The organism is Planomonospora sp. ID82291 (assembly GCF_015711645.1).
Taxonomy (GTDB): Bacteria; Actinomycetota; Actinomycetes; order Streptosporangiales; family Streptosporangiaceae; genus Planomonospora.
The window spans coordinates 1,323,515-1,345,543 of record NZ_JABTEX010000002.1 but is presented as its reverse complement, the minus strand read 5'-3'; the positions used below and the strand labels follow the sequence as shown (position 1 = coordinate 1,345,543).

Sequence of the window (22,029 nt, the reverse complement as noted above, 5' to 3'; positions counted from 1 at the left end):
CCCTCGCCCGCGCCACCCACGTCGGCGCCGACGGTCGCCGCACGCGTTCCGGGAGGGCCCCGTGCCCCCGGTGGCCGGGGAACCGGCAGGCCCCCGCCCGCCGGACCTCGGCGGCGGCCGTCCGGTATGTCATTGATACGTTCCGAAGATGCAATCTGCCACGTCTGGCAAGGGACCCGTTCCCGGACGTACCGTGCCCGCCATGACCACCTCGGGGCGTTCGGCCCACATCCTCGACGTCCTCGTCACCGAGTTCGGCGACTCCATCCGGCGCGACCCCGCCGCCTTCCGGCGCAAGTTCCGCAAGATGGCCGCCTCCCCGTTCGCGTTCTACCGGGGCAGCGCCTGCCTGTTCTACGCGGACATGACCGGCGCCTTCGCCGACGAGGCCTTCCTGGACGCGCGGACCAGCCGGGTGTGGATCCACGGCGACCTGCACGCCGAGAACTTCGGCACCTACATGAACGCCTCCGGCGTCCTGGTCTTCAACGTCAACGACTTCGACGAGGCCTACGTCGGCCCCTACGTCTGGGACCTCAAGCGGTTCGCGGCCAGCGTCGCGCTCATCGGCTACGCCAAGGCGCTCTCCGACGGGACGATCTCCGAGCTGGTCGCCGGGTTCGCCCGCGCCTACCTGGCCGAGCTGCACGGCATCGCGCACGGCGGCGACGACGCGATCGGCTCGCTGACGCTGGCGACCACCACCGGCGTGCTCCACCGGGTGCTGCAGCTCGCCCGGCTGCACACCCGGGTGGCCCTGCTCGACCGGGAGACCACGGTCGAGAACTACGACCGCCGCTTCGCCTTCATGGAGGACCGCTTCCCGGTCGGCGAGGAGACCCGGCGCGCGGTCGAGGCCGCCTTCGCCGACTACCTGACCACCCTTCCCGCCGTCTCCGAGGTGGAGCACCGGATCAAGGACTTCGCGCTGCGCACCGGCGTCGGCATCGGCTCGGCCGGGCTCCCCTCCTACAACCTGCTGCTGGAGGGCCACACCGAGGCCCTGGAGAACGACGTCATCCTCTACATGAAGCAGGCGCAGGTCCCGGCCGTGGCCCGGCACATCGCCGACGAGAGGGTGCGCGGCCACTTCCTGCACCAGGGGCACCGCACCGCCGAGTCGCAGCGGGCCTTGCAGGCCTACGCCGACCCGTGGCTCGGCTACACCACGCTGGACGGCGTCGGCCAGCTGGTCGCCGAGGTCTCGCCGTACTCCGCCGACCTCGACTGGGGCGACGTCAACGAGCCGGAGGATCTCGCCTCGGTCATCGGCGACCTGGGCCGGGCCGTGGCGCGCATGCACTCGGTGGCCGACGACGAGTCCAGTCACGACGTGGTCGACTTCTCCACCGAGGACGCCATCACGGCCGTGATCGGCGGCGACGGGGACGGCTTCACCGAGATGCTCGTCGGCTTCGCCCACGCCTACGGCGCCCAGGCCAGGGCCGACCACCAGCTCTTCGTGGACCTGTTCCGCAACGGCCGCCTCCCGGGGCTCTGACCTCGTCCTCCGGAGCGGCCCCCACGGGGACCGACCAGTCGGTATGGACGCGGCGGCGGCCGTACGGCATGCTTACCGAACATGAGTCTGTTCTCGGTTCAGGGTAAGAAAGTGGTGGTCACCGGCGGTTCGCGGGGCATCGGCCGGATGATCGCCGAAGGCTTCGCCGCGGCGGGGGCCACGGTCTACATCTCCTCCCGCAAGGCCGCCGAGGTGGAGAAGACCGCGGCCGAGATCGGCTGCGTCGCCGTACCGGCCGACCTGTCCACCCCCGACGGCGTCGCCGCGCTCGTGGAGGCGGTCTCCGCGCGCGAGGAGCGGCTGGACGTGCTGGTCAACAACGCCGGCGCGACCTGGGGAGCGCCGCTGGAGGAGTACCCGGAGCACGCCTTCGACAAGCTCTGGGACATCAACGTCAAGGGCGTGTTCTACCTGACCCAGCGCTTCCTGCCGCTGCTGCGCGCCGGGGCCTCCGCCGAGGACCCGGCGCGGGTGATCAACATCGGCTCGGTCGACGGCATCCGGGTGCCCGCGCTGGAGACCTACGCCTACTCCACGACCAAGGCCGCCGTGCACATGCTCACCCGCCACCTGGCCCACCGGCTCGTGCGCGACGCGATCACCGTCAACGCGATCGCGCCCGGCCCCTTCGAGTCCAAGATGATGGCCTTCGCCCTCGACGACCCCGACATGCGGCGGGCGGTCGCCTCCAGCGTGCCGATGGGCCGGATCGGCACCCCGGAGGACATGGCCGGGACCGCGATCTACCTCGCGTCGCGCGCGGGCGCCTACCTCACCGGCGTGGTGATCCCCGTCGACGGCGGCATGACCGCGCACGGTTGAGCGACGCCCCGGCCGACCGGGCACGGTAGCGACGCCCCGGCCGACCGGGCACGGTCGAGCGACGCCCCGGCCGGCCGGGCACGGCCCCCCGTACCGGGGCCGCGGCGGGGCACCGCGGCCCCGGCACGGGCCCCCGGCGCCCCGGTGCACGGGCGCGGGCTCACCCGACGTTGCCGCGGCGCGCCTTCTTCAGCCTCTTCAGCTTCTTCACGGCCTTCGCCTTGGCCTTCGCCTTCTTGGCCTTGGCCGCGGCCTTGGCCGTGTCCGCCGGCTTCTCCTTGGCCTTCACCTTGGTGACGGGCGTGACGGCGGGCTTCGGCTTGGGCGTGACCACGGGCGCGGGCGCGGCGGTGCTCGCGCAGCCGGCCAGCCTCACCACGACGTTGCTGCCGACGTGGTCCGGCAGCACCACGTCGGTCCTGCCGTCGCGGTTGAAGTCGGCGCCCCCCATCCCGCCCATCATGCTGCCGCCGGCGAAGCTCACGGGGGCGTGGAAGGTGCCGTCGCCCTTGCCCAGCAGCACCAGGAGGCCGAAGGAGGTGACCGTGGACAGGTCGGTTTTGCCGTCGCGGTTGAAGTCGCCGTTGAGGAGCCAGCCCGTCATCGTGCCCGCGGCGAAGCCGACGGGCGTCTGGAAGGTGCCGTCGCCCTTGCCCAGCAGCACCGACCCGCCCAGCGAACCGCTGGCGGCGAGGTCGGTCTTGCCGTCGGCGTTGTAGTCTCCGCTGACGACCATCCAGGGCTGCGAGTCCACGTGGTAGGAGACGGGCGGCTGGAAGGTGCCGTCGCCGTCGCCGAGCACGACCTCGACGGTGCCGCCGCTGCCGCCGCTGCCGCTGTCGCTGCTGCCCATGCCGTTGGAGCCGAACGCCAGGTCGGCGTGGCCGTCACCGTCGAAGTCGCCCGCGATGGTGTAGCCGGTGGACGCCGCGATGCCGAGGTCGACGGGCGTGCCGAAGCCGCCGTCGCCGTTGCCGGGCATCATCTGGAGGGAGGTGCCGCCGAGGTTGGTCACCACCACGTCGAGATCGCCGTCCTCGTCGAAGTCCGCGGAGAAGGCGTCGATGGGACCGGCGATGGTGGGGCTGATGACGGGCGTGTCGAAGGTGCCGTCGCCGTTGCCGGGGAGGACGACGACGGTGTTCGTCCCGAGGCCGACCATCAGCAGATCGGTGTGGCCGTCGCCGTCGAAGTCCCCCGGGGAGAGGCGGCCGGGCGAACTCGTTCCGGAGGCGGTGGCGACCGAGGGGTGGAAGGTCCCGTCACCCTTGCCGAGCAGCACGTCGACGGTGCCGGCGAGCCCGGCCGTGACGATGTCGGCCCGGCCGTCGTCGTTGAGGTCCGCCGTGGTCGCGACGTACGCGGAGTTCGTCGTCGGGTACGCGACGGCCGGTGAGAACGTGATCGCCGAGCAGGTCGCACCGGCGGTCACGGCGGAGGCGGGCGCCGCGGTCGCGGCCAGCGCCCCGGAGGTGAGCGCGGCGGCGGTGAGCAGCGCGGTCATGCGGCGCCGGGCGGGCGCGCCGGACGACGGCGAGATGGACGTGGTCAAGGAAAGCTCCTCCATGAGCCGTGAATGCCCGGCGCGCGGTCCGTCCTGGACACGATGAGCGCGACAGACGCTGACGTCCTCTTCCATCGTCGCGGGGCGGAGGCGCATGAGTACTTTCCGGGGTCCGCCGCCGGAGAGCCGCCCCGCGCGGGCCGTACTCCCGGGCCGTACTCCCGGGCCGTACTCCCGGGCCGTACTCCCGGGCCGTACTCCCGGGCCGTACGGCCCGGCGGCCCGCGCGGCGAAGCCCGCGGTGCGCCGGTCAGAGCATCCCGGCGACGGCCCGGGCCAGGTCGCCGGCGGCGCCGGGGGCGTAGCGCAGGAAGAGGTACGGCTCGGCGAGCTCCAGTTCGATGAGGGCGGGCTCCCCGCCGGGGAGGCGGACCAGGTCCACCCGGGCGTAGAGCACGCCGGGGGACCCGGCCGCCTCCGCGAGCACCCGTTCGGCGAGGGCGACCTGGTCGGGGTCCGGGATGCGGAGCTCCGCCCGGGCGTTGTCGGCGTCCGGGGCCGCGCCGCCCCCGGCCAGCATCGGGTTGCGCCGTACGGCGTGGCTGAACCGGCCGCCGAAGTAGAGCAGGGAGGTCTCCCCCTCGGCCTCGACCATGTCCAGGTAGGGCTGGACCATCGCGGTCCGGCCCGCGTCCGCCAGCCGGGCCGCGTGGGCCGCCGCCTTGTCCCGGTCGGTGGTCCTGACGGTGTCGCGGGCGCCCGCCGAGATCGCGGGCTTGACCACGTACTCGCCGAGGACGGGCAGGTCCGGGCTCTCGCCGGGCGCGACCCAGAAGGTGGGGATGGTCGGCGCCGTCAGGTCCCGCAGGTAGGTCTTGTCGGTGTTGCGCTCCAGCACGGCCGCCGGGTTGGCCAGCCGGGTCACCGCCTCGACCCGGCGCGCCCAGGCCAGGAACTCCGCGCGCCGGCCCACGTAGTCCCAGGCCGAGCGGACCACCACGAGGTCGAAGGCCGCCCAGTCGACGGCCGGATCGTCCCAGCGCACGGCGGTCCCCGCGATCCCCGCCTGCGCCCAGGCGGCGAGGGCGGTCTCCTTCTCGTCGTCGAGCCCCTCCGGGTCCGCGTAGGTCACGTACGCCACGGCAGCGTTCACGGGCACACCCTTCACTTCAGGATCGTCACACCGGAGGGGACACTACACAGGCCGCTTCGCACCTCTTCTCCACAGGGATGGCCTTTACGAAGTATGTCCGATTCACTCGTCCCGTCGCCCGGGGACGGACCGGGCCGTTCACGCGAACAAGCGATTGCGCAAGGGCTCATAATGGGAGGCGTGAACACGCGAAAGAACTCCGGAGGCGCGACCACCACCCCGGTCAAGCGCCAGCGCACGACGAAGCGCGCGGCCTCGGCCGGCTCCGCCTCGGAGCGCCGCGACCACCTCGTCAGGCTCGCCGCGGACCTCTTCGCGCGCAAGGGCTTCCAGGCGACCACCGTCCGCGAGATCGCGGAGGAGGCGGGCATCCTGTCCGGGAGCCTCTACCACCACTTCGACTCCAAGGAGACGATCGTCGACGAGGTGCTCAGCACCTTCCTCGACGACCTCGTCGGACGCTACCGGGCCGTGCTGGAGCAGGGCGGCGACCCCCGCTCGGTCCTGTCGGAGATGGTGCGGATCGGCTTCAGCACCCTCGAACCGCACCGCGCGGCGATCACCGTCATGCAGAACGACTGGAACTACCTGCGCTCCCTGCCCGGCGACCGCTTCGACTACCTGGTCAGGGCCGAGGACGAGGTCGAGCGCATGTGGGTCGAGCAGATCAAGCGTGGGCAGGCCGTCGGGCAGTTCCGCCCGGACGTGGACCCCAAGCTCACCTACCGCATGATCCGCGACAGCATCTGGGTCGCCGTCCGCTGGTTCCGTCCGGGCGGCCGCCTCGACACCGGCGGCATCGCCGAGCACTACGTCACCGTCCTGTTCGACGGCCTGGCCACCGGAGAGCGGACGAGCCAGCGGGGATGAGCGCCGAAGCACTGCAGAAGGCCGTGCGGCTGGCGCTCGCCGAGGCCGCCGACCCCGCCAAGGCCCCGGCGATGCAGGCCTACATGAAGTCGGCCATGCCGTTCCTCGGGGTGCAGGCCGTACCGCGCCGCACGGCGCTGCGGAAGGTCTTCGCCGAGCACCCGTTCGAGGCCGCGCCCGAGTGGCGCCGGGCGGCGCTGACCCTGTGGCGGGAGGCGGAGTACCGCGAGGAGCGCTACGCGGCGATCACCCTCACCGGGTCCCCGCCCCGCTGGGGCCGGACGCTGTACACCCTGCCGATCTACGAGGAGATGATCGTCACCGGGGCCTGGTGGGACTTCGTCGACGAGGTGGCCGTCCACCGGATCGGCCCGCTGCTGCGGCAGTTCCCCGACACCATGCGCCCGCTGATGCTCGAATGGGCGCACAGCGACGACCTGTGGAAGCGACGCACGTCGATCATCTGCCAGAACAGGTTCCGGGCCGCCACCGACGCCGGCCTGCTCTACGCCTGCATCGAGCCGAGCCTGTCGGACACCGACTTCTTCGCCCGCAAGGCGATCGGCTGGGCCCTGCGCGAGTACGCCAGGACCGACCCGCGCGAGGTCGTGCGCTACGTCGACCACAAGGGCATCACCGGCCTGAGCCGGCGCGAGGCCCTGAAGAACCTCCCCTCCCGCTGAACCCCCCGGTACGGCCCGCCCACCTCTTCCCGGTACGGCCCGCCCGTCCCTCGGCGCCGTGCGCCGACCCCGCGCGATCAATTTAGGTTAGCCTGCCCTAATATCTTCTTAGACAAGACGTATCTACTCTTCTGAGGTGCACATGAGGACTCCGATCCGCCGCCGCTGGGCCGTGACCGCGGCCGCCGCGATCACGGCCGTCCTGGGCCTGACCGCCTGCGGTTCCGGCTCCGGCGGCTCCACGGCCGCCGCGCCCGCCGCGGCCGGGAGCGCCACGACCGGGGGCGCCGCCGCGACGCGCAGCGTCACGCACGAGCTCGGCACCACCGACGTCCCCGCCGCGCCCAAGCGCATCGTCTCGGTGAGCGTCACCCTGACCGGCCACCTGCTCGCGCTGGAGGCCCCCCTGATCGCCTCGCAGGCCACCCCGCCCGGACCGATCACCGACGCGAACGGGTTCTTCTCCCAGTGGGCGGACGTCGCCGAGCAGCGCGGCGTCCAGGTGGCCTACCAGGGCTTCGAGGCGGACATCGAGAAGGTCATCGCGGCCAAGCCCGACCTCATCATCGGCTCGGCGTCCGGCGCGGACAGCACCGCCAAGGTCTACGACCGGCTCAAGGCCGTCGCGCCGACCGTGCTCTTCCGCCACGACGACCTCTCCTGGCAGGAGCTCATGACCAAGCTGGGCGGCGCGCTGGGCCTGGAGGCGAACGCGCAGAAGGTCATCGCCGCCTACGACCAGCGGGTGGCCGAGGTGAAGGGGAAGATCAAGCTCCCCGAGCAGGACGTCGTGCTGCTGCGCGACAACAACACCGACATCCCCGTCTTCACCCAGGCCTCCGCCCAGGGCGCGCTGCTGTCCTCCCTCGGCTTCCGGCTGCACACCGTCGACTCCTCCCTGGCCTCCGCCGACAACCGCGAGGGCGGCAAGCGCCTGGACATCCTGACCATCTCGCAGGAGAACATCGTCAAGGGGTTCGGGGACAGCTCGCTGTTCTTCGTCAGCCACACCGCGGACGAGATCGCCGCCACCACGGCCAAGCCGCTCTGGAAGGACCTGCCCGCCGTCGGCGACAAGCGCGTCCACGACCTCGGCCTCGACTCGTTCCGCATCGACTACTACAGCGCGTCCAACGTCATCGACCGCATCGAGCAGCAGTTCGCCGGCTGATGAGGAACGTCCCGCCCCGGCTCCCCTGCCCCCGCCCGCCCGAGGTCCTCACCGGACGGCGCGTCGCCGCGCCGGCCGCGGGCCTCCCGGGCGGGACGGCCCGGGAGGCCGCGTGCGCTCAGGAACGGCCCGCACGCCACTCCCGGTGGAGCAGCCAGGCCAGGTAGAGGCCGCCGAGCCCGCCCGTCAGCACCCCCACCGGCAGTTGGCCGGACGTCGGCAGCCGCTGGACCGCCACGTCGGCGGCGGCCAGCAGCAGGGCGCCGGTCGCCGCCGCGGTGGCGACCCCCGCACCCGGGGCCCCGGTCAGCCGCCGGGAGAGCTGCGGCGCGGCGAGCGCCACGAAGACGATGGGGCCGGCCACGGAGACCGCCGCGCCGGACAGCAGCACGGCGACGAGCAGCAGCGCCAGGCGGAGCCGCTCGACCGGCAGGCCGAGCGCCGAGGCGGTCTCGTCGCCCATCTCCATCGCGCTCAGCGAGCGGCTCAGCGCCAGCGCCGACGGCAGCAGCACCGCCAGCGCCGCCGCCATCGGCCCCACCTGCGTCCAGCCGGTCCCCGCCAGGCTCCCGACGAGCCACACCTTCGCCCCCTGCGACTCGTACAGGTCGGCCCGGGTGAGCAGGTAGGCGATGACCGAGTGGAGCATGGCGGTCACCCCGATGCCGACGAGCACCAGCCGGGTGCCCTGCACGCCCCGTTTGAAGGACAGGACGTACACCAGCAGTCCCGCGCCCAGGCCGCAGGCCAGCGCGCCCGCGGTGACGGCCAGGGGGGTCACGGTGCCGACGACCAGGAGCATCAGCACGGCTCCCACGGCCGCACCCGCGTTCACCCCGATGATGTCCGGGCTGCCGAGCGGATTGCGCGACAGGCTCTGCACGACGGCGCCGCCGGTCCCGAGCGCCGCCCCGACCAGCAGGGCGAGCAGCACCCGCGGGGCGCGCAGCTCGTAGACCACCATCGCGCTCATGGCGTCGCCCCGGCCCGCCAGGGTCCGGACGACGTCCCCGACCGAGATCGCCGACCCGGTCCCCAGGGCGAGCAGTCCGACCGCGGCGGCGGCCCCGAGCAGGCCCAGGAGGACCGCCGAGGCCCGCAGGTGGATCCGGAAGGAGACGCGGCGCGACGGGGTGCGGACGATGCGGTAGGCGCTCACAGGCTGGCGATCCTTCGACGGCGGAGCAGGTAGATGAAGACCGGGGCCCCGACGAACGCGGTGACGATGCCGCTCTGCAGCTCGCCGGGCCGGACGACGACCCGGCCCACGACGTCGGCGGTGAGCAGCAGGGCCGGGGCCAGCAGCGCCGAGTGCGCCAGGATCCAGCGGTGGTCGGGGCCGGTGAGGGCGCGCACGGCGTGCGGGGCCATGAGCCCGATGAAGCCGATGGGCCCGGCCGCGGCCGTCGCCGCCCCGCAGAGCAGCATGATCGCCGCCGCTCCGGCCAGCCGCACGCGCCCCGGGTTCACCCCGAGGCCCCGCCCCGTCTGCTCGCCCAGCGCCATGGCGTTGAGACCCCGGCCGAGGGCGAGGGCGAGGACCACGCCGGCCGCGACGAACGGCGCGACCTGCCGGACGACCTCCGCGTCGCGTCCGGCGAGCGCGCCCACGTCCCAGAACCGCCACTGGTTGAACACGCCGGCGTCGAGAGTGAGCGCCGCGTTGATGGCGGCGAGCAGGGAGGCGCTGACGGCCGCGCCGGCGAGCACCAGGCGGGCCGGGTTGGCAGCGCCGCGCCCCGTCGCGCCGAGCGCGTGGACGGCGACGGTGACCAGCGCCGCCCCGAGGAGGGAGAACCAGACCCAGATCCGCAGGTCGGTGATCCCGAAGAAGAGGATGGCGCAGACGACGGCCAGCGAGGCCCCGGCGTTGACCCCGAGCATGCCGGGGTCGGCCAGCGGGTTGCGGGTGAGCGCCTGCATGAGCGCCCCGGACAGGCCCAGCGCGGCGCCGACGAGGACGCCCAGCAGCGTCCGCGGGATGCGCAGGTCGTGCACGACCGCGGCGGTCTCCCCGCCGTCGGGGTGCCAGAGCTGCTGCCAGACCTCCCCGGGCGGGATCGCCTGCGCGCCGACCGCGATGCTGAGCGCGACCACCGCCGCGAGCACCGCGAAGGAGACGGCGAGCCCCGTCCAGCGCATCGAACCTCCCTGATTTAGGCAAGGCTTACCTTATAGCAGGTGGTACGGGACGCCCCGCCCGGCCGCGTCCACCGGTAGGGTTGCCGTGATCCAGACGTCACGCGCGTTAGGCGGCCATGCTCGACCGACGACTCCAGCCGGCGCGGCCGTACGCCGCCCTGATCTTCGACTGCGACGGGACCCTCGTGAACACCGCCGCCGCCAACGAGACCGCGTGGCGGGCGGCCCTGGAGTCCTGGCAGGTCGAGCTCGACCCCGCCTGGTACCGCGCCCGGACCGGCCTGTCCGCCGACCGCCTCCTGGCCGAGCTGGAGGCCGAGACCGGCGCGGAGCTGGACCACCGGGCGGTGTCCGCCGCCGCGGCCGACGCCTACCGGTGGCTGGTGGACACCGTCGCGCCGTACCCGCAGGTGGCCGCGGTCGCCGAGGCGCACCGGGGCCGGGTGCCCATGGCGGTGGCCTCCGGCGGGTCGCGCGGACGGGTGCGCGAGACCCTGCGCACCACCGGCCTGCTCCCGCTCTTCGACGCGGTCGTCACCCGCGACGACGTCCGGGAGGGCAAGCCCGCCCCCGACGTCTACCTGCTCGCGGCCCGGCGGCTGGAGGTCCTCCCGCACGCCTGCGTCGCCTACGAGGACACCGACGAGGGGGTGGCCGCCGCGCTGGCCGCCGGGATGGAGGTCATCGACGTCCGCCCGGCCCTGCGGGACGCGGTCCCCGGCGGCGAGAGCACCGCACCCGTTGGCTAGCTGTACTATCCACTGATGAGGATCTCGCAGCTCAGCGCCGCCTCGGGCGTCCCCATCCCGACGATCAAGTACTACCTGCGCGAGGGCCTGCTGCCCGCCGGGGAGCAGACCTCCGCCACCCGGGCCGAGTACGGCGAGCGCCACCTGCGGCGGCTCCGCCTGATCCGCGCGCTGCTGGAGGTCGGCCACCTGTCCATCGCGGCCATCCGCAAGGTGGTCGCCGCGGTGGAGGACGAGGGCATGGACCTGCACCTCGTGCTCGGCACCGCCCACTACGCCATCTCCCCGCCGGTCGAGGCCCATCCCGACGACGCGGAGTGGCGGCGCGCCCGGGCCGAGGCCGACCGCCTCGTCGCCGACCTCGGCTGGCAGGTCGACGCCGCCGCCCCCGCCCGCGACGAGCTCGCCCAGGCCGTCCTCACCCTCGACCGGCTCGGCCTGCCGGCCACCGGCGACGCCCTGCGCCCCTATGCCGAGGCGGCCATGCGGCTCGTCTCCGAGCACGAGATCCGCACCATCCCCGCCGACCGGACCCGCGAGGAGGCGGTCGAGGCGCTGGTGGTCGGCACCGTCGTGAAGGGCCGCGTCCTCGACGTGATGCGCCGGCTGGCCCAGGAGTCCGTCTCGGCCCGGACCTTCGGGGCGGCCCCGCGGAGCTGAGGCCGCCGCCGCGGATCCCGCGGCGGCCCGGCGGCACCGGCCCGCCGGTCGCCGCCGCGCTCCCGGTGGTCCGGCGGCGCCGCCCGCGCCTCGCGGGCCCTAGGAGATCTTCCGGCGGTAGGTGTTCATCGCCAGGGCGAACGCGACGACGAGGATGCCGACGCACCAGGCCAGGGCGATCCACAGGTCCGTGCCGATCGGCTGCCGGGCGAACAGGCCGCGGATGGTGTTGACGATGGAGGTCACCGGCTGGTGCTCGGCGAAGGCGCGCAGCGGGCCGGGCATGGTGTCGGTGGGCACGAAGGCCGAGCTGAGGAAGGGCAGGAAGATGAGCGGGTAGGAGAACGCGCTCGCGCCCTCCATGGTCGTGGCGGTCAGGCCGGGGATGACGGCCAGCCAGGTCAGCGCCAGGGTGAACAGGACGAGGATGCCGGCGACCGCGAGCCACGCCGGTGCTCCCGCCGCCGAGCGGAAGCCCATCAGCAGAGCGACGAGCACGACGACCACGAGCGAGATCGCATTGGCGACCAGCGAGGTCAGCACGTGCGCCCACAGGACGGACGAGCGTGCGATCGGCATGGACTGGAAGCGTTCGAAGACGCCGCTCTTCATGTCCGTGAACAGCCGGAACGCGGTGTAGGCGATGCCCGAGGCGACCGTGATGAGCAGGATGCCGGGCAACTGGTAGTCCACGTACGAGGTCGGCCCCGTGTCGATCGCGCCGCCGAAGACGTAGACGAACATCAGCATCATCGCGATCGGCATGACCGCGGTGGTGATGACGGTGTCCGGGCTGCGCGCGATGTGGCGCAGGGAGCGTCCCAGCAGGGTGACGGTGTCGCCGAGGAAATGCTTGGTCATCATCGTTCCTTACGCGTCCGTGGCGGCGTCGCGGTCATGGCCGTCCCGGCCTCCGCCGCCGGTGAGGGCCAGGAAGACGTCCTCGAGGGTCGGCTGCTTCTCGACGTACTCGACCTCGGCGGGCGGCAGCAGCCGCCTGAGTTCGTCCAGGGTGCCGTCGACGAGGATCCGGCCCTCGTGCAGGATCGCGATCCGGTCGGCGAGCTGTTCGGCCTCGTCCAGGTACTGCGTGGTGAGCAGCACCGTCGTCCCCCGGCCGGCGAGTTCCCTGACGGCCTGCCACACCTCGATGCGCGCCTGGGGGTCGAGCCCGGTCGTCGGCTCGTCGAGGAAGATGACCGGCGGATCGCCGATGAGGCTCATCGCGATGTCGAGGCGGCGGCGCATGCCGCCCGAGTACGTCGACACCTTCCGCCCGCCCGCCTCGGTGAGCGAGAAACGCGCGAGCAGGTCGTCGGCGACCCCGCCGGGATCCCGCAGGTGCCGCAGCCGGGCGATCAGCACGAGGTTCTCCCGCCCGCTGAGGATCTCGTCGACCGCGGCGAACTGCCCCGTCAGGCTGATCGACTCCCGCACGTCCGCCGGTCGCCCGGCGACGTCGAAGCCGTTGACGCCCGCCGTGCCCGCGTCGGCCCTGAGCAGCGTGGACAGGATCCTCACGATCGTGGTCTTGCCCGCCCCGTTCGAACCGAGCAGGGCGAAGATGGCGCCCCGCGCCACCTCGAAGTCCACGCCGCGCAGCACCCGCAGCCCTTTGTACGACTTCTCCAGGCCCTGCACGCGGATCGCCGGTTCCCGGAGCTGATCGACTGTCATCCGTATGTCCTCCGCATGTCCGTTCTCTGTCGCGTCACGTCTCGTCGCCCGCGGCATGATCTGTGCCTTCTGCAGTTCGGTCGGCGGTGCCGTCGGCGGCGCGGTCGATGGCGTCGGCCAGCAGTTCCCGCTCCCGGTGGATCCACTGGCCCTCCGGGTAGTTGCGGAGGAACGCCTCGGCGAACCCCACCGGGTCCTCGCCGACGATCTCGCGGACCGGGATTCCGTCCGCCGCGCTCTGCTCGAAGAGGTCGGCGAGGTCGTCCAGCATCGCCAGCAGGCTGTCCGCCTTCCCCGGCCCGAAGAACTGCATGTACCGCTCCAGCGCGTCGACCGCCGTGCGGTGACCCGCGGGGAGCCCCTTGACGCGCGCCTTGTACCGCCGGTAGCGCCGCTTGTCCTCGAACGGCCCGGTGACCATCTCCAGGTACTGCAGATAGCGGCTCTTCGTCTCGTTCGACTCTGCGGTCATGGATGCCTTCCTCCTCGGCGGGGCTGCTGGAGTCGTCCGGCGAGGAGGCTCCAGGCCCTCCGGCGTCCCGTCGGGCGGCCCGGTCATCCGCCCGCCCGCGAGGACACCCTCTCCAGCTACTCGGTGTCGCTGACTACCGGTACAAAGTAGCACCGACTACCGGTACATAGCAACACTCAATAGCCGGGCGGCCGGGATCGCACGCGGGCGGCCGGGGCGACCGCGGCCACCCCGCGCCGGAGCCGTCGAGGAGTCCGCACGGCCCGGCCGGCCGCGACCCCGGCCGTGACGGCCGGATACGCCCAGCTCACAGGCGCCGGACCGCCCCGTGAGGATTCTCCGGCACCGCTGCCTGGCCAAACGGACTCAAGTAACACCACGTTCACATATGGGCAACAGATGCGAAATCGCGACTTGCGACTCTTCAGAGGCAGCAGACCACTCCCTCCCCAAGGACTCCGCCGATGACCTTCAAGGCTGAATACATCTGGATCGACGGCACCGAGCCGACCGCCAAGCTCCGCTCGAAGACGCGAGTCCTCGCGGACGGCGCAGAGCTCCCGATCTGGGGCTTCGACGGGTCCAGCACCAACCAGGCCGACGGCCACTCCTCCGACCGCGTGCTCAAGCCGGTCTTCACCTGCCCGGACCCGATCCGCGGCGGCGCCGACGTGCTCGTCCTGTGCGAGGTCCTCAACCCCGACATGACCCCGCACTCCAGCAACACCCGCGCGCTCCTCACCGAGGTCGCCGAGAAGTACGCCGACCAGGAGTCCTGGTTCGGCATCGAGCAGGAGTACACCTTCTTCAAGGAGGGCCGCCCGCTCGGCTTCCCGCTGGGCGGCTTCCCGGCCCCGCAGGGCGGCTACTACTGCGGCGTCGGCGCCGACGAGGTCTTCGGCCGCGACGTCGTGGAGAAGCACCTCGACCGCTGCCTGGAGGCCGGTCTGGCGATCTCCGGCATCAACGCCGAGGTCATGCCCGGCCAGTGGGAGTTCCAGGTGGGCCCGGCGGGCCCGGTGGAGGTCGCCGACCACATGTGGGTCGCCCGCTGGCTGCTCTACCGCACCGCGGAGGAGTTCGACATCGCCGCCACGCTGGACGCCAAGCCGGTGAAGGGCGACTGGAACGGCGCCGGCGCGCACACCAACTTCTCCACCAAGGCGATGCGCGAGGGCTTCGACCCGATCATCACCGCCTGCGAGGCGCTGGGCGAGGGCGACAAGCCCCTGGAGCACGTCAAGAACTACGGTCACGGCATCGAGGACCGCCTCACCGGCCACCACGAGACCGCTCCGTGGAACAAGTACAGCTACGGCGTCTCCGACCGCGGCGCCTCGGTCCGCATCCCGTGGCAGGTCGAGATCGACAAGAAGGGCTACATCGAGGACCGCCGCCCCAACGCGAACGTCGACCCGTACGTGGTGACCCGCCTGATCGTGGACACCTGCTGCTCCGCGCTGGAGAAGGCCGGCCAGGTCTGATCCCGCGGGCGATCCGGAGCGCGGAGGCCGCGGACACCCTGCCGGGGGTGTCCGCGGCCTCCGCGCTCCGCCCGTGCCCGCCGTACCGCCCGGCCCGCTCCGCCCGTGCCCGCCGTACCGCCCGGCCCGCGCCCGGCCTCGCCGCCGGGCTCCGGGACGGCCTGCGGTAGCGTCGAGTCGTGGATCTCGGAATCGAAGGCAGGGTCGCCCTGATCACGGGCGGCAGCGCGGGGCTCGGCCTCGCATCGGCCAGGAGTCTCGCCCGGGAGGGCTGCGCGGTCTGCGTGAGCGCCCGCTCCCCCGAGCGGCTCGCCGACGCCGTGGTGGAGCTGCAGGAGTTCGGCGGGACGGTGCACGCGGTGCTCGCCGACGTGGAGGACCCGGAGGCGGCCGCGCGGGTCGTCGCCGAGACGCGCGAGGTGCTGGGACCGGTCGACATCCTGGTCGCGAACGCGGGCGGACCCCCGCGGGGGGACTTCCTGCAGGTGGACCAGGACGACTGGGAGACGGCGGTCAACCGCAACCTGCTGGGCACCGTCCGGCTGATCCGGGCCGTGCTCCCGGACATGCGCTCGCGCGGCTGGGGACGGATCGTCACGATCTCCAGCAGCTCGGCGCGCGAGGCGCTCGACGGGCTGGCGCTGTCCAACGCCACCCGCCCGGCGGTCGCCGGGGTGGTCCGCACGCTCGCCCGCGAGGTCGGCCGGGACGGCGTACTGGTCAACAACGTGCTGCCGGGGCCGATCCTCACCGACCGGCTCAAGGAGGCGACGCCCACCCCGGAGGGCCTGGCCGAGCGGGCCGAGCGCGTGCCCGTGGGCCGGCTGGGCCGCCCCGAGGAGGTCGGCGACGTGGTGGCGTTCCTGGCGAGCGAGCGGGCCTCCTTCATGACCGGCGTCTCCGTCCTGGTGGACGGCGGGCAGAGCAGAGTGATCGCTTGATCCGGATGTGACATGCTTCGGGAGAACCGTCCGGTTCTCGGGGGAAGGGCGGGAATGAACAAGCCGGTCATCGTGACGGTCGACGACGACCCGGGGGTCTCGCGCTCCGTGGCCCGCGACCTGCGCCGCCGGTACGGCCACGCCTACCGGGTCGTCAGGGCCGACAGCGCGGCGCAGGGCATCGAGAGCGTCCGCGAGATGCGGCTGCGCGGCGACGACGTCGCGGCGATCCTGGCCGACTACCGGATGCCCCAGATGAACGGCGTGGAGTTCCTGGAGCAGGCCATGGACCTGTACCCCCACGCCCGCCGGGTGCTGCTCACCGCCTACGCCGACACCGAGGCGGCGATCCAGGCGATCAACGTGGTGGACCTCGACCACTACCTGCTCAAGCCCTGGGACCCGCCGGAGGAGAAGTTCTACCCGGTGCTGGACGCCCAGCTCGACGCCTGGCAGCGGACCGACCGGCGCGCCGCCGACGAGCTGCGGGTGGTGGGGGCGCGCTGGTCGGCCCCCTCCTACCGGGTCCGCGACTTCCTGGCCCGCAACCAGGTCCCCTACCGCTGGCTGCTGGCCGACGAGCCCGAGGGCGCGCAGCTGCTGGCCGCCGCCGGGGAGGGCGCGGGTCCGGCCGCCCTGCCGCTGGTCGTCACCGCGCAGGGCGCGACGCTCACCGCGCCGACCACCGCCGAGCTCGCCTCGGCCGTGGGCCTGTCCACCGACCCCGCCACCGACTTCTACGACCTGGTCGTCATCGGCGGCGGTCCCGGCGGCCTGGGCGCGGCGGTCTACGGCGCCTCGGAGGGACTGCGCACCGTACTGGTGGAGAAGCACGCCTCCGGTGGGCAGGCCGGCCAGAGCTCCCGCATCGAGAACTACCTGGGCTTCCCCGACGGCGTCTCCGGCGCCCAGCTCGCCGACCGGGCCCGCCGCCAGGCGCTGAAGTTCGGCGCCGAGCTGCTCACCGCCCGCACGGCCACCAGCCTGGAGGTCCGGGGCCGGGCCCGGGTGGTCGGCTTCGCCGACGGCGGCGGCATCGCCGCGCACACGGTGATCCTGGCGACCGGCGTCTCCTACCGGCGGCTGACCGCCCCCGGCCTGGACGACTTCATCGGCGCGGGCGTCTACTACGGCGCGGCGGTGACCGAGGCGCCCGAGTGCCGCGGCTGCGACGTCTACATCGTCGGCGCGGCCAACTCGGCCGGGCAGGGCGCCGTGCACCTGTCGGGGTACGCCGACCGGGTGCACCTGATCGTCCGGGGCGACGGGCTGGAGAGCTCCATGTCGCACTACCTGATCGAGCAGATCGCGCAGACCCCGAACATCGAGGTGCACACCGGCACCGAGGTGGTCGCCGCCGAGGGCGCGGAGCACCTGGAGCGGCTCACGCTCAAGGGCCCGGACGGCGAGCGCACGGTCGACGCCGAGTGGCTGTTCGTCTTCATCGGCGCCGCGCCGCACACCGACTGGCTCGGCGACGCGGTCGAGCGCGACGAGCGGGGCTTCGTGCTGACCGGCCCCGACCTGACCGCGGGCGGGAACCGGCCCCGCGACTGGCCGCTCCGGCGGGAGCCGTACCACCTGGAGACCAACGTGCCGGGTGTCTTCGCCGCCGGCGACGTGCGCGCCGGATCGATCAAGCGGGTCGCCTCGGCGGTCGGCGAGGGGGCGATGGCCGTGGCGCTCGTCCACCGCTACCTGGAGAAGACGTGATCGACCCCGGCGTGCTCCGCGGCCTGTTCCTCTTCGAGGGGCTGGAGGAGGACCGGCTCGCGTGGCTGGCCGCCCACGCCTTCGAGCGCGAGGCCGCCGCGGGCGAGCTGGTCGTACGGCAGGGCGACCCGGCCGACTGCTTCATCGTGCTCGTCGAGGGCGAGGTGGTCATGGTCACCGAGACCCCCGCCGGGCCGGTCTCGCTCACCCCCACCTCCCAGCCCGGGGTCTACGCCGGGGCCACCTCCGCCTACCTCGGCGAGCGCGCCCCCGCCTCCTACACCCACTCGCTCCGCGCCACCAGGCCCTCCCGGTTCGTCGAGCTGCCCGCCGGGGAGTTCGCCCGGATGATGACCGAGTGGTTCCCGATGGCGGTGCACCTGCTGGACGGCGTGCGCCTGGGCGGGCTGGCGCAGCGGGAGTTCATCGACCGGCGGCAGCGGCTGACGGCCCTGGGCACGATCACCGCCGGGCTCACGCACGAGCTCAACAACCCGGCGGCGGCGGCCGTGCGCGCCGTGGGCGAGCTCCGCGAGAAGGTCGCGTCCTCGCGGCGGCGCCTGGCCGAGCTGGCCGAGGCGGGCATCCCGCCGGACCGGCTGCGCGCCCTGATCGACATGGAGGAGCGGTGCTCCACCGGCGCGGCGGCCCTGCCCCCGCGCTCCCCTCTGGAGGTCTCCGACGCCGAGGACGAGCTGGGCGACGCGCTGGAGGAGGCGGGGGTCGACGGCGGCTGGGAGCTCGCGCCGCCGCTGGTCGCCGCCGGTTTCGGGCCGGAGGGGCTGGAGAAGGTCCGGGGCGCGGCCGGGCCGGAGCACCTGGCGGCGGCGGTGCACTGGCTGGCGGAGGCGGTCGAGATCTCCCAGATGCTGGACGAGGTCACCGACGCGACCGGGCGGATCTCCTCGCTGCTGGCCTCGGCCAGGCAGTACTCCCAGATGGACCGCGCGCCGTACCGGACGGTGGACGTGCGGGAGCTGCTGGACAGCACGCTCACCATGTTCCGCGGCAAGATCCCGCCCGGGATCGGCGTGGCCGTCGACTACGACCCCGCCCTGCCGCCGATCCCCGCCTACGCCGGGGAGCTCAACCAGGTGTGGACCAACCTGATCCACAACGCGCTGGACGCGATGGCGGGCGAGGGCACGCTGACCGTCCGCACCCGGCTGGAGCACGGGGCCACCGCGCTGGTCGAGATCTGCGACACCGGTCCCGGCGTCCCGGAGGAGCTGCGTGAGCGGATCTTCGAGCCGTTCTTCACCACCAAGCCCGCCGGTGAGGGCACCGGCCTGGGCCTGGACATCTCCTTCCGGATCGTCGCCGGGCGGCATGGCGGCGACCTGCGGGTGGAGTCGGCGCCCGGCGACACCCGCTTCCAGGTCCGCCTCCCGGCCGCCGAGCAGCCGGACGCCCGGGACGCCCCGGACCGGGCCGTCAGGAGTCCGGGGCCGGCAGGTGGGCGTTGGGCCGGCGGGCGAGATCGGCCAGCTCGGGCAGCTCCACCACGGTGACGCCCGCGTCCGCGAGCTCCTCGACGCCGTGGCAGTCGGCCAGCAGCACGGGCTCCCGCCAGGCCAGCACGACCCGCCGGACCCCGCTGCCGATGATCAGCCGGGTGCAGGTCCGGGGGCGGGAGCGGCGCACGCTGCACGGCTCCAGGCTGCTGTAGACGGTGGCGCCGGGCAGCCGGGGGTCGCCGGCCGGGATCTTGGCGAGCGCGGACTCCTCGGCGTGCACGTGGGGGTCGCCGCCCTCCCGGGAGTGGCCGCGCGCCAGCTCGGTGCCGTCGGCGGCGACCACGACGGCCCCGACGGAGAAGGCCGCCGGCGAGGGCGGGCAGAGCCGGGCCAGCTCGCAGGCCAGCCGGAGCCAGTCGCGGTCGCCCACCGGTCCCGGAGCCCTCCCCCGGCCGGCGTCGCGGTCGCCCACCGGTCCCGCGGCCCTCCCCCGGCCGGCGTCGCGGCCGCTCACCGGTCCCCCCGCTCCGGAGACCTCTCCCGGCCGACCAGGTAGCGCAGCACGACGACGTCGCCGAGCGCGCGGACCTCCGCGAGGTCCATCCGCCGCAGGGGGCCCTGGGGGAAGCGTCCGGCGCCGACGAACCGCGGCGCGGCGGGATCGCCGACGAAGAACGGCGCGACGGCGAGCCGGATCTCGTCGGCGAGGTCCTCCAGGAGGAACCAGGTGTGCACCGCGCCCCCGCCCTCGACCATGAGCCGCCGGATTCCGCGTCCGGCCAGGTCGCGCAGGACCCGGCGGAGGTCCGCGGGTTCGCCCGCGTCGACCACCGCGGCGGTCGCGCCGAGCCGGGAGACGAGGCCGTCCACCGCCCCCGACGCCGCGTACACGATCTTCTCCGCGTCCCCCGCGGTGAAGAACCGGCTCGCCGGGTCGAGGTCCCCGGTGGCGGTCAGCGTCACCTTGGCGGGACAGGCCGGCAGGCCGCGCGCCACCCGCTCCCGCCGCCGGGCCGGCGAGCGGACCAGCAGGCGGGGGTCGTCCCGGCGCACGGTGCCCGCCCCGACCATGATCGCGTCACAGCCGGCCCGGACCTCGTCGACCCGGTCGAAGTCCTCGTCCCCGGAGAGCAGCAGCCGCTCGGACGTGCCGTCGTCGATGTACCCGTCGACGGACATCGCACAGCTGAGCAGCACGTAGGGGCGCTCGGCCGGTCCTTCCCCGTCGCCCGGCCCGTCAGATCCGCTCACGGCCCGCTCGCCTCCCCCGCGTCCGTCGGAGCGCGCGCCCGCGCGCCCTCACCGGCAGTCGGCCGCGATGCTACGCCACCGGAGAACCGGCGGACCCGCCGGGGCGGGGTCACACCGCGCAGGGGTCACACCGCGCAGGGGTCACGCCGCGCGGGCACCGTGGCGCACTCCCCCTTCGAGGACGTCGATGACGTCCATGGTGTGGCGCAGCAGCCCGCGGGCCAGTTCGGCGTTCTCGCTGATGGCCACCTCCCACAGGTCCCTGACCGCGTCCTGGCGGCGGGCCATGACCACCAGGGCCGAGGAGGGCGAGAGCGCCACCAGGAAGCCGTGGTCCAGCAGCGGGTGGCCGTCCGGCAGGTCGGCGCCGAGGACCCGCCAGCTGCTGTACTTGGCCACGTCGGAGCCCAGCACCAGCACCAGCGGGCAGCGGGCCAGCAGGACGCGGTAGAGCAGGGCCATCTCGGTGTTCCAGCCGTGGTTGTCGGGCAGCAGGAAGGCCACGACCGGGGAGAGGTTCGCCTGGGCGACGGGGCCGGCCAGCGTCGGGGTGAGGCCGTTGACCTCCTCCCAGCTGAGCCCGCTGGAGACGTGCGCCCCCGCCTGCACGGCCCGGTCCCACGGGGAGAGCTCCGGCTCCTCCGCCACCTCGCGCAGCCGGATGGGCGCCTTGGGCGGGGGCACGGAGGCCGGCAGCTCGCCGGGGTGGCCGTGGAAGTAGCCGCGCTGGTAGGTGCCGCCCAGGCTGCGGCCCGTCAGGTGGCCCGACTGGTCCTCGACGTTCTCCACCAGGAGCGTGGCCCGGGAGTGCTGGACCTCGCTCAGCACCGCCGTCATCGCCTGGCCCGCGTAGGCGCGGCCGTAGGTGAGCAGGTGGTGGTCGAGCTTGACCACGTCGGGTTCCAGGGCGGGGAGCATCCCCAGCCCCGCCGGGCTGAACTCGATCTCGCCGATCGCCACCCCCCACCGTGCGGCCCGGGCGCGCCGTACGGTCTCCAGCACCTGCCGGGGATGGCGGCTCATCGCCTCTCCGGTGATCTCGATGAGCACCCGCAGCTTCCGGGTCGCCTCCCACACCACCGGGAGCAGGTCCTCGGGGCACTCCACGATCAGCGAGTCGGCGGCCACGTTGACGAACAGCGAGACCGAGCTCGGCATCTTGCGGGCGAGCATCTGCCGGAACGCCTCGGCCCGGCAGATCCAGTCCAGCTCACCGGCGCGGCCCACCGCGCGCGCCGCGGCGAACATCCGGTCCGGGGCGCGCAGCGGCGAGTCCCGCGGCCCGCGGCTGAGCGCCTCGAATCCCACCACCTGGTCGTGGACCACGTCCACCACCGGCTGGAACTCCACCTCGACCAGGCGCCTGTCGATGATCTCAGCGATCAGGCCGGAGTGCTGGGTGATCCCCGCGGGCTGCTCGTACGCGGCCCGCGCCGGGCCGGAGCCCGGCGCGGGCCGGACCCGGCCGGGCGCGGACGGGGCGAGCGCGCCGGGGCCCTCTCCGGCCACCGGGTCCGGCCTCTCCCAGAGCACGCCCGTGGGACGATCGTCCCGGGCCTCCGGCTTGGGGTCGCGCTGCCAGAGGATCCACCGGGTGGAACGGTCCTCGGTCATGATCGGATCCTTCCTTCGCCGCGCACGCGCGGAAAGAAGCGGTCGGGTGCGCTCCCCGCCCCGCGGCTCGTCCGCGGTGACGGCGGTGCGCGGGGGCACATGCGGTCCTCGGCTCCGGAAGCACGCCGCTCCGGAAGCACGCCG

General features: G+C 73.6%; 21 protein-coding genes. 11 read left to right on the top strand and 10 right to left on the bottom strand.

All coding sequences use genetic code 11. The features are described 5' to 3' along the window. Window positions 1–202: 202 nt before the first annotated feature. Both HS045_RS16950 and HS045_RS16945 read left to right on the top strand, forming a co-directional pair. Window positions 203–1,501, top strand: a complete 1,299-nt coding sequence (locus HS045_RS16950) for a DUF2252 domain-containing protein (protein ID WP_196452299.1) — start codon at window positions 203–205, stop codon at window positions 1,499–1,501. 81 nt (window positions 1,502–1,582) lie between these two features. Then, window positions 1,583–2,344, top strand: coding sequence for an SDR family oxidoreductase (locus HS045_RS16945; protein WP_196452298.1), 762 nt, complete (start codon window positions 1,583–1,585; stop codon window positions 2,342–2,344). Between the two features lie 160 nt (window positions 2,345–2,504). Here the strand turns inward: HS045_RS16945 and HS045_RS16940 are convergent, their stop codons facing one another. Beyond that, window positions 2,505–3,896, bottom strand: a complete 1,392-nt coding sequence (locus tag HS045_RS16940; protein ID WP_196452297.1) for a VCBS repeat-containing protein — start codon at window positions 3,894–3,896, stop codon at window positions 2,505–2,507. 262 nt (window positions 3,897–4,158) lie between these two features. Then, on the bottom strand, window positions 4,159–5,001 hold the full coding sequence (locus HS045_RS16935) for a RimK family alpha-L-glutamate ligase (RefSeq protein WP_196452296.1): 843 nt from the start codon (window positions 4,999–5,001) through the stop codon (window positions 4,159–4,161). 180 nt (window positions 5,002–5,181) lie between these two features. On the opposite strand from HS045_RS16935, the gene HS045_RS16930 reads away from it, so the two are divergent. From HS045_RS16930 to fepB, 3 genes are all read left to right on the top strand, one after another. Further along, window positions 5,182–5,871 carry a TetR/AcrR family transcriptional regulator gene (locus HS045_RS16930; protein WP_196452295.1) on the top strand — a complete coding sequence of 230 codons (690 nt, stop codon included), beginning with the start codon at window positions 5,182–5,184 and terminating at the stop codon, window positions 5,869–5,871. Beyond that, a complete protein-coding gene (locus tag HS045_RS16925; protein ID WP_196452294.1) occupies window positions 5,868–6,554 on the top strand; it encodes a DNA alkylation repair protein in 687 nt (228 codons plus the stop codon). The genes HS045_RS16930 and HS045_RS16925 overlap by 4 nt, the downstream gene beginning before the upstream one ends. A 142-nt stretch (window positions 6,555–6,696) precedes the next feature. After that, entirely contained in the window at window positions 6,697–7,725 is a 1,029-nt protein-coding gene (gene fepB, locus HS045_RS16920) for a Fe2+-enterobactin ABC transporter substrate-binding protein (protein WP_196452293.1), read from the top strand. Between the two features lie 118 nt (window positions 7,726–7,843). On the opposite strand, the gene HS045_RS16915 is transcribed toward fepB, so the two are convergent. Further along, the gene (locus HS045_RS16915; RefSeq protein WP_196452292.1) at window positions 7,844–8,884 is read right to left on the bottom strand and encodes an iron chelate uptake ABC transporter family permease subunit; all 1,041 of its coding nucleotides are present in this window, start codon (window positions 8,882–8,884) and stop codon (window positions 7,844–7,846) included. Continuing rightward, complete coding sequence (locus tag HS045_RS16910) at window positions 8,881–9,867, bottom strand: iron ABC transporter permease (RefSeq protein ID WP_196452291.1); 987 nt, start codon at window positions 9,865–9,867, stop codon at window positions 8,881–8,883. The genes HS045_RS16915 and HS045_RS16910 overlap by 4 nt, the downstream gene beginning before the upstream one ends. A gap of 116 nt (window positions 9,868–9,983) precedes the next feature. On the opposite strand from HS045_RS16910, the gene HS045_RS16905 reads away from it, so the two are divergent. Together HS045_RS16905 and HS045_RS16900 are read left to right on the top strand one after the other, a co-directional pair. Beyond that, complete coding sequence (locus HS045_RS16905; RefSeq protein WP_196452290.1) at window positions 9,984–10,616, top strand: HAD family phosphatase; 633 nt, start codon at window positions 9,984–9,986, stop codon at window positions 10,614–10,616. A gap of 15 nt (window positions 10,617–10,631) precedes the next feature. Further along, the gene (locus HS045_RS16900) at window positions 10,632–11,276 is read left to right on the top strand and encodes a MerR family transcriptional regulator (protein ID WP_196452289.1); all 645 of its coding nucleotides are present in this window, start codon (window positions 10,632–10,634) and stop codon (window positions 11,274–11,276) included. 99 nt (window positions 11,277–11,375) lie between these two features. Here HS045_RS16900 and HS045_RS16895 read toward each other — a convergent pair whose 3' ends face one another. From HS045_RS16895 to HS045_RS16885, 3 genes are read right to left on the bottom strand one after another with little or no spacing between them, the layout of a single operon-like run. Next, window positions 11,376–12,137 (bottom strand): ABC transporter permease, encoded by a 762-nt coding sequence (locus HS045_RS16895; RefSeq protein ID WP_196452288.1) that lies wholly within the window; start codon window positions 12,135–12,137, stop codon window positions 11,376–11,378. A gap of 9 nt (window positions 12,138–12,146) precedes the next feature. Then, the gene (locus HS045_RS16890) at window positions 12,147–12,953 is read right to left on the bottom strand and encodes an ABC transporter ATP-binding protein (RefSeq protein WP_196452287.1); all 807 of its coding nucleotides are present in this window, start codon (window positions 12,951–12,953) and stop codon (window positions 12,147–12,149) included. A 34-nt stretch (window positions 12,954–12,987) separates the two neighbouring features. Further along, window positions 12,988–13,425 (bottom strand): DUF1048 domain-containing protein, encoded by a 438-nt coding sequence (locus HS045_RS16885; protein ID WP_196452286.1) that lies wholly within the window; start codon window positions 13,423–13,425, stop codon window positions 12,988–12,990. A gap of 464 nt (window positions 13,426–13,889) precedes the next feature. Here HS045_RS16885 and glnII point away from each other — a divergent pair, with 464 nt between their 5' ends. The 4 genes from glnII to HS045_RS16865 all read left to right on the top strand — a co-directional run bounded on the left by glnII (window position 13,890) and on the right by HS045_RS16865 (window position 19,074). Next, on the top strand, window positions 13,890–14,909 hold the full coding sequence (gene glnII, locus HS045_RS16880; RefSeq protein ID WP_196452285.1) for a glutamine synthetase: 1,020 nt from the start codon (window positions 13,890–13,892) through the stop codon (window positions 14,907–14,909). Between the two features lie 179 nt (window positions 14,910–15,088). After that, a complete protein-coding gene (locus HS045_RS16875) occupies window positions 15,089–15,850 on the top strand; it encodes an SDR family NAD(P)-dependent oxidoreductase (RefSeq protein ID WP_196452284.1) in 762 nt (253 codons plus the stop codon). 54 nt (window positions 15,851–15,904) lie between these two features. Beyond that, a complete protein-coding gene (locus HS045_RS16870) occupies window positions 15,905–17,563 on the top strand; it encodes an FAD-dependent oxidoreductase (protein ID WP_196452283.1) in 1,659 nt (552 codons plus the stop codon). Further along, window positions 17,560–19,074: an ATP-binding protein gene (locus tag HS045_RS16865; protein ID WP_196452282.1), complete on the top strand. Its 1,515-nt coding sequence runs from the start codon at window positions 17,560–17,562 to the stop codon at window positions 19,072–19,074. The genes HS045_RS16870 and HS045_RS16865 overlap by 4 nt, the downstream gene beginning before the upstream one ends. On the opposite strand, the gene HS045_RS16860 is transcribed toward HS045_RS16865, so the two are convergent. The 3 genes from HS045_RS16860 to HS045_RS16850 form a co-directional block, all read right to left on the bottom strand. Then, window positions 18,998–19,492 carry a dCMP deaminase gene (locus HS045_RS16860; RefSeq protein ID WP_196452826.1) on the bottom strand — a complete coding sequence of 165 codons (495 nt, stop codon included), beginning with the start codon at window positions 19,490–19,492 and terminating at the stop codon, window positions 18,998–19,000. The two genes, HS045_RS16865 and HS045_RS16860, sit on opposite strands and share 77 nt — an antisense overlap. Before the next feature lie 38 nt (window positions 19,493–19,530). Further along, window positions 19,531–20,199 carry a dihydrofolate reductase family protein gene (locus tag HS045_RS16855; protein WP_196452827.1) on the bottom strand — a complete coding sequence of 223 codons (669 nt, stop codon included), beginning with the start codon at window positions 20,197–20,199 and terminating at the stop codon, window positions 19,531–19,533. 213 nt (window positions 20,200–20,412) lie between these two features. Then, the gene (locus tag HS045_RS16850) at window positions 20,413–21,885 is read right to left on the bottom strand and encodes an EAL domain-containing protein (RefSeq protein ID WP_196452281.1); all 1,473 of its coding nucleotides are present in this window, start codon (window positions 21,883–21,885) and stop codon (window positions 20,413–20,415) included. Window positions 21,886–22,029: the final 144 nt, after the last annotated feature.

Bases quoted from the DNA above. Each gene is read 5' to 3' on its own strand.
- HS045_RS16890 (WP_196452287.1), bottom strand. From the start codon at position 12,953: ATGACAGTCGATCAGCTCCGGGAACCGGCGATCCGCGTGCAGGGCCTG.
- glnII (WP_196452285.1), top strand. From the start codon at position 13,890: ATGACCTTCAAGGCTGAATACATCTGGATCGACGGCACCGAGCCGACC.
- HS045_RS16945 (WP_196452298.1), top strand. From the start codon at position 1,583: ATGAGTCTGTTCTCGGTTCAGGGTAAGAAAGTGGTGGTCACCGGCGGT.
- HS045_RS16870 (WP_196452283.1), top strand. From the start codon at position 15,905: ATGAACAAGCCGGTCATCGTGACGGTCGACGACGACCCGGGGGTCTCG.
- HS045_RS16925 (WP_196452294.1), top strand. From the start codon at position 5,868: ATGAGCGCCGAAGCACTGCAGAAGGCCGTGCGGCTGGCGCTCGCCGAG.
- fepB (WP_196452293.1), top strand. From the start codon at position 6,697: ATGAGGACTCCGATCCGCCGCCGCTGGGCCGTGACCGCGGCCGCCGCG.
- HS045_RS16855 (WP_196452827.1), bottom strand. From the start codon at position 20,199: ATGTCCGTCGACGGGTACATCGACGACGGCACGTCCGAGCGGCTGCTG.
- HS045_RS16905 (WP_196452290.1), top strand. From the start codon at position 9,984: ATGCTCGACCGACGACTCCAGCCGGCGCGGCCGTACGCCGCCCTGATC.
- HS045_RS16900 (WP_196452289.1), top strand. From the start codon at position 10,632: ATGAGGATCTCGCAGCTCAGCGCCGCCTCGGGCGTCCCCATCCCGACG.
- HS045_RS16850 (WP_196452281.1), bottom strand. From the start codon at position 21,885: ATGACCGAGGACCGTTCCACCCGGTGGATCCTCTGGCAGCGCGACCCC.
- HS045_RS16910 (WP_196452291.1), bottom strand. From the start codon at position 9,867: ATGCGCTGGACGGGGCTCGCCGTCTCCTTCGCGGTGCTCGCGGCGGTG.
- HS045_RS16895 (WP_196452288.1), bottom strand. From the start codon at position 12,137: ATGACCAAGCATTTCCTCGGCGACACCGTCACCCTGCTGGGACGCTCC.
- HS045_RS16950 (WP_196452299.1), top strand. From the start codon at position 203: ATGACCACCTCGGGGCGTTCGGCCCACATCCTCGACGTCCTCGTCACC.
- HS045_RS16885 (WP_196452286.1), bottom strand. From the start codon at position 13,425: ATGACCGCAGAGTCGAACGAGACGAAGAGCCGCTATCTGCAGTACCTG.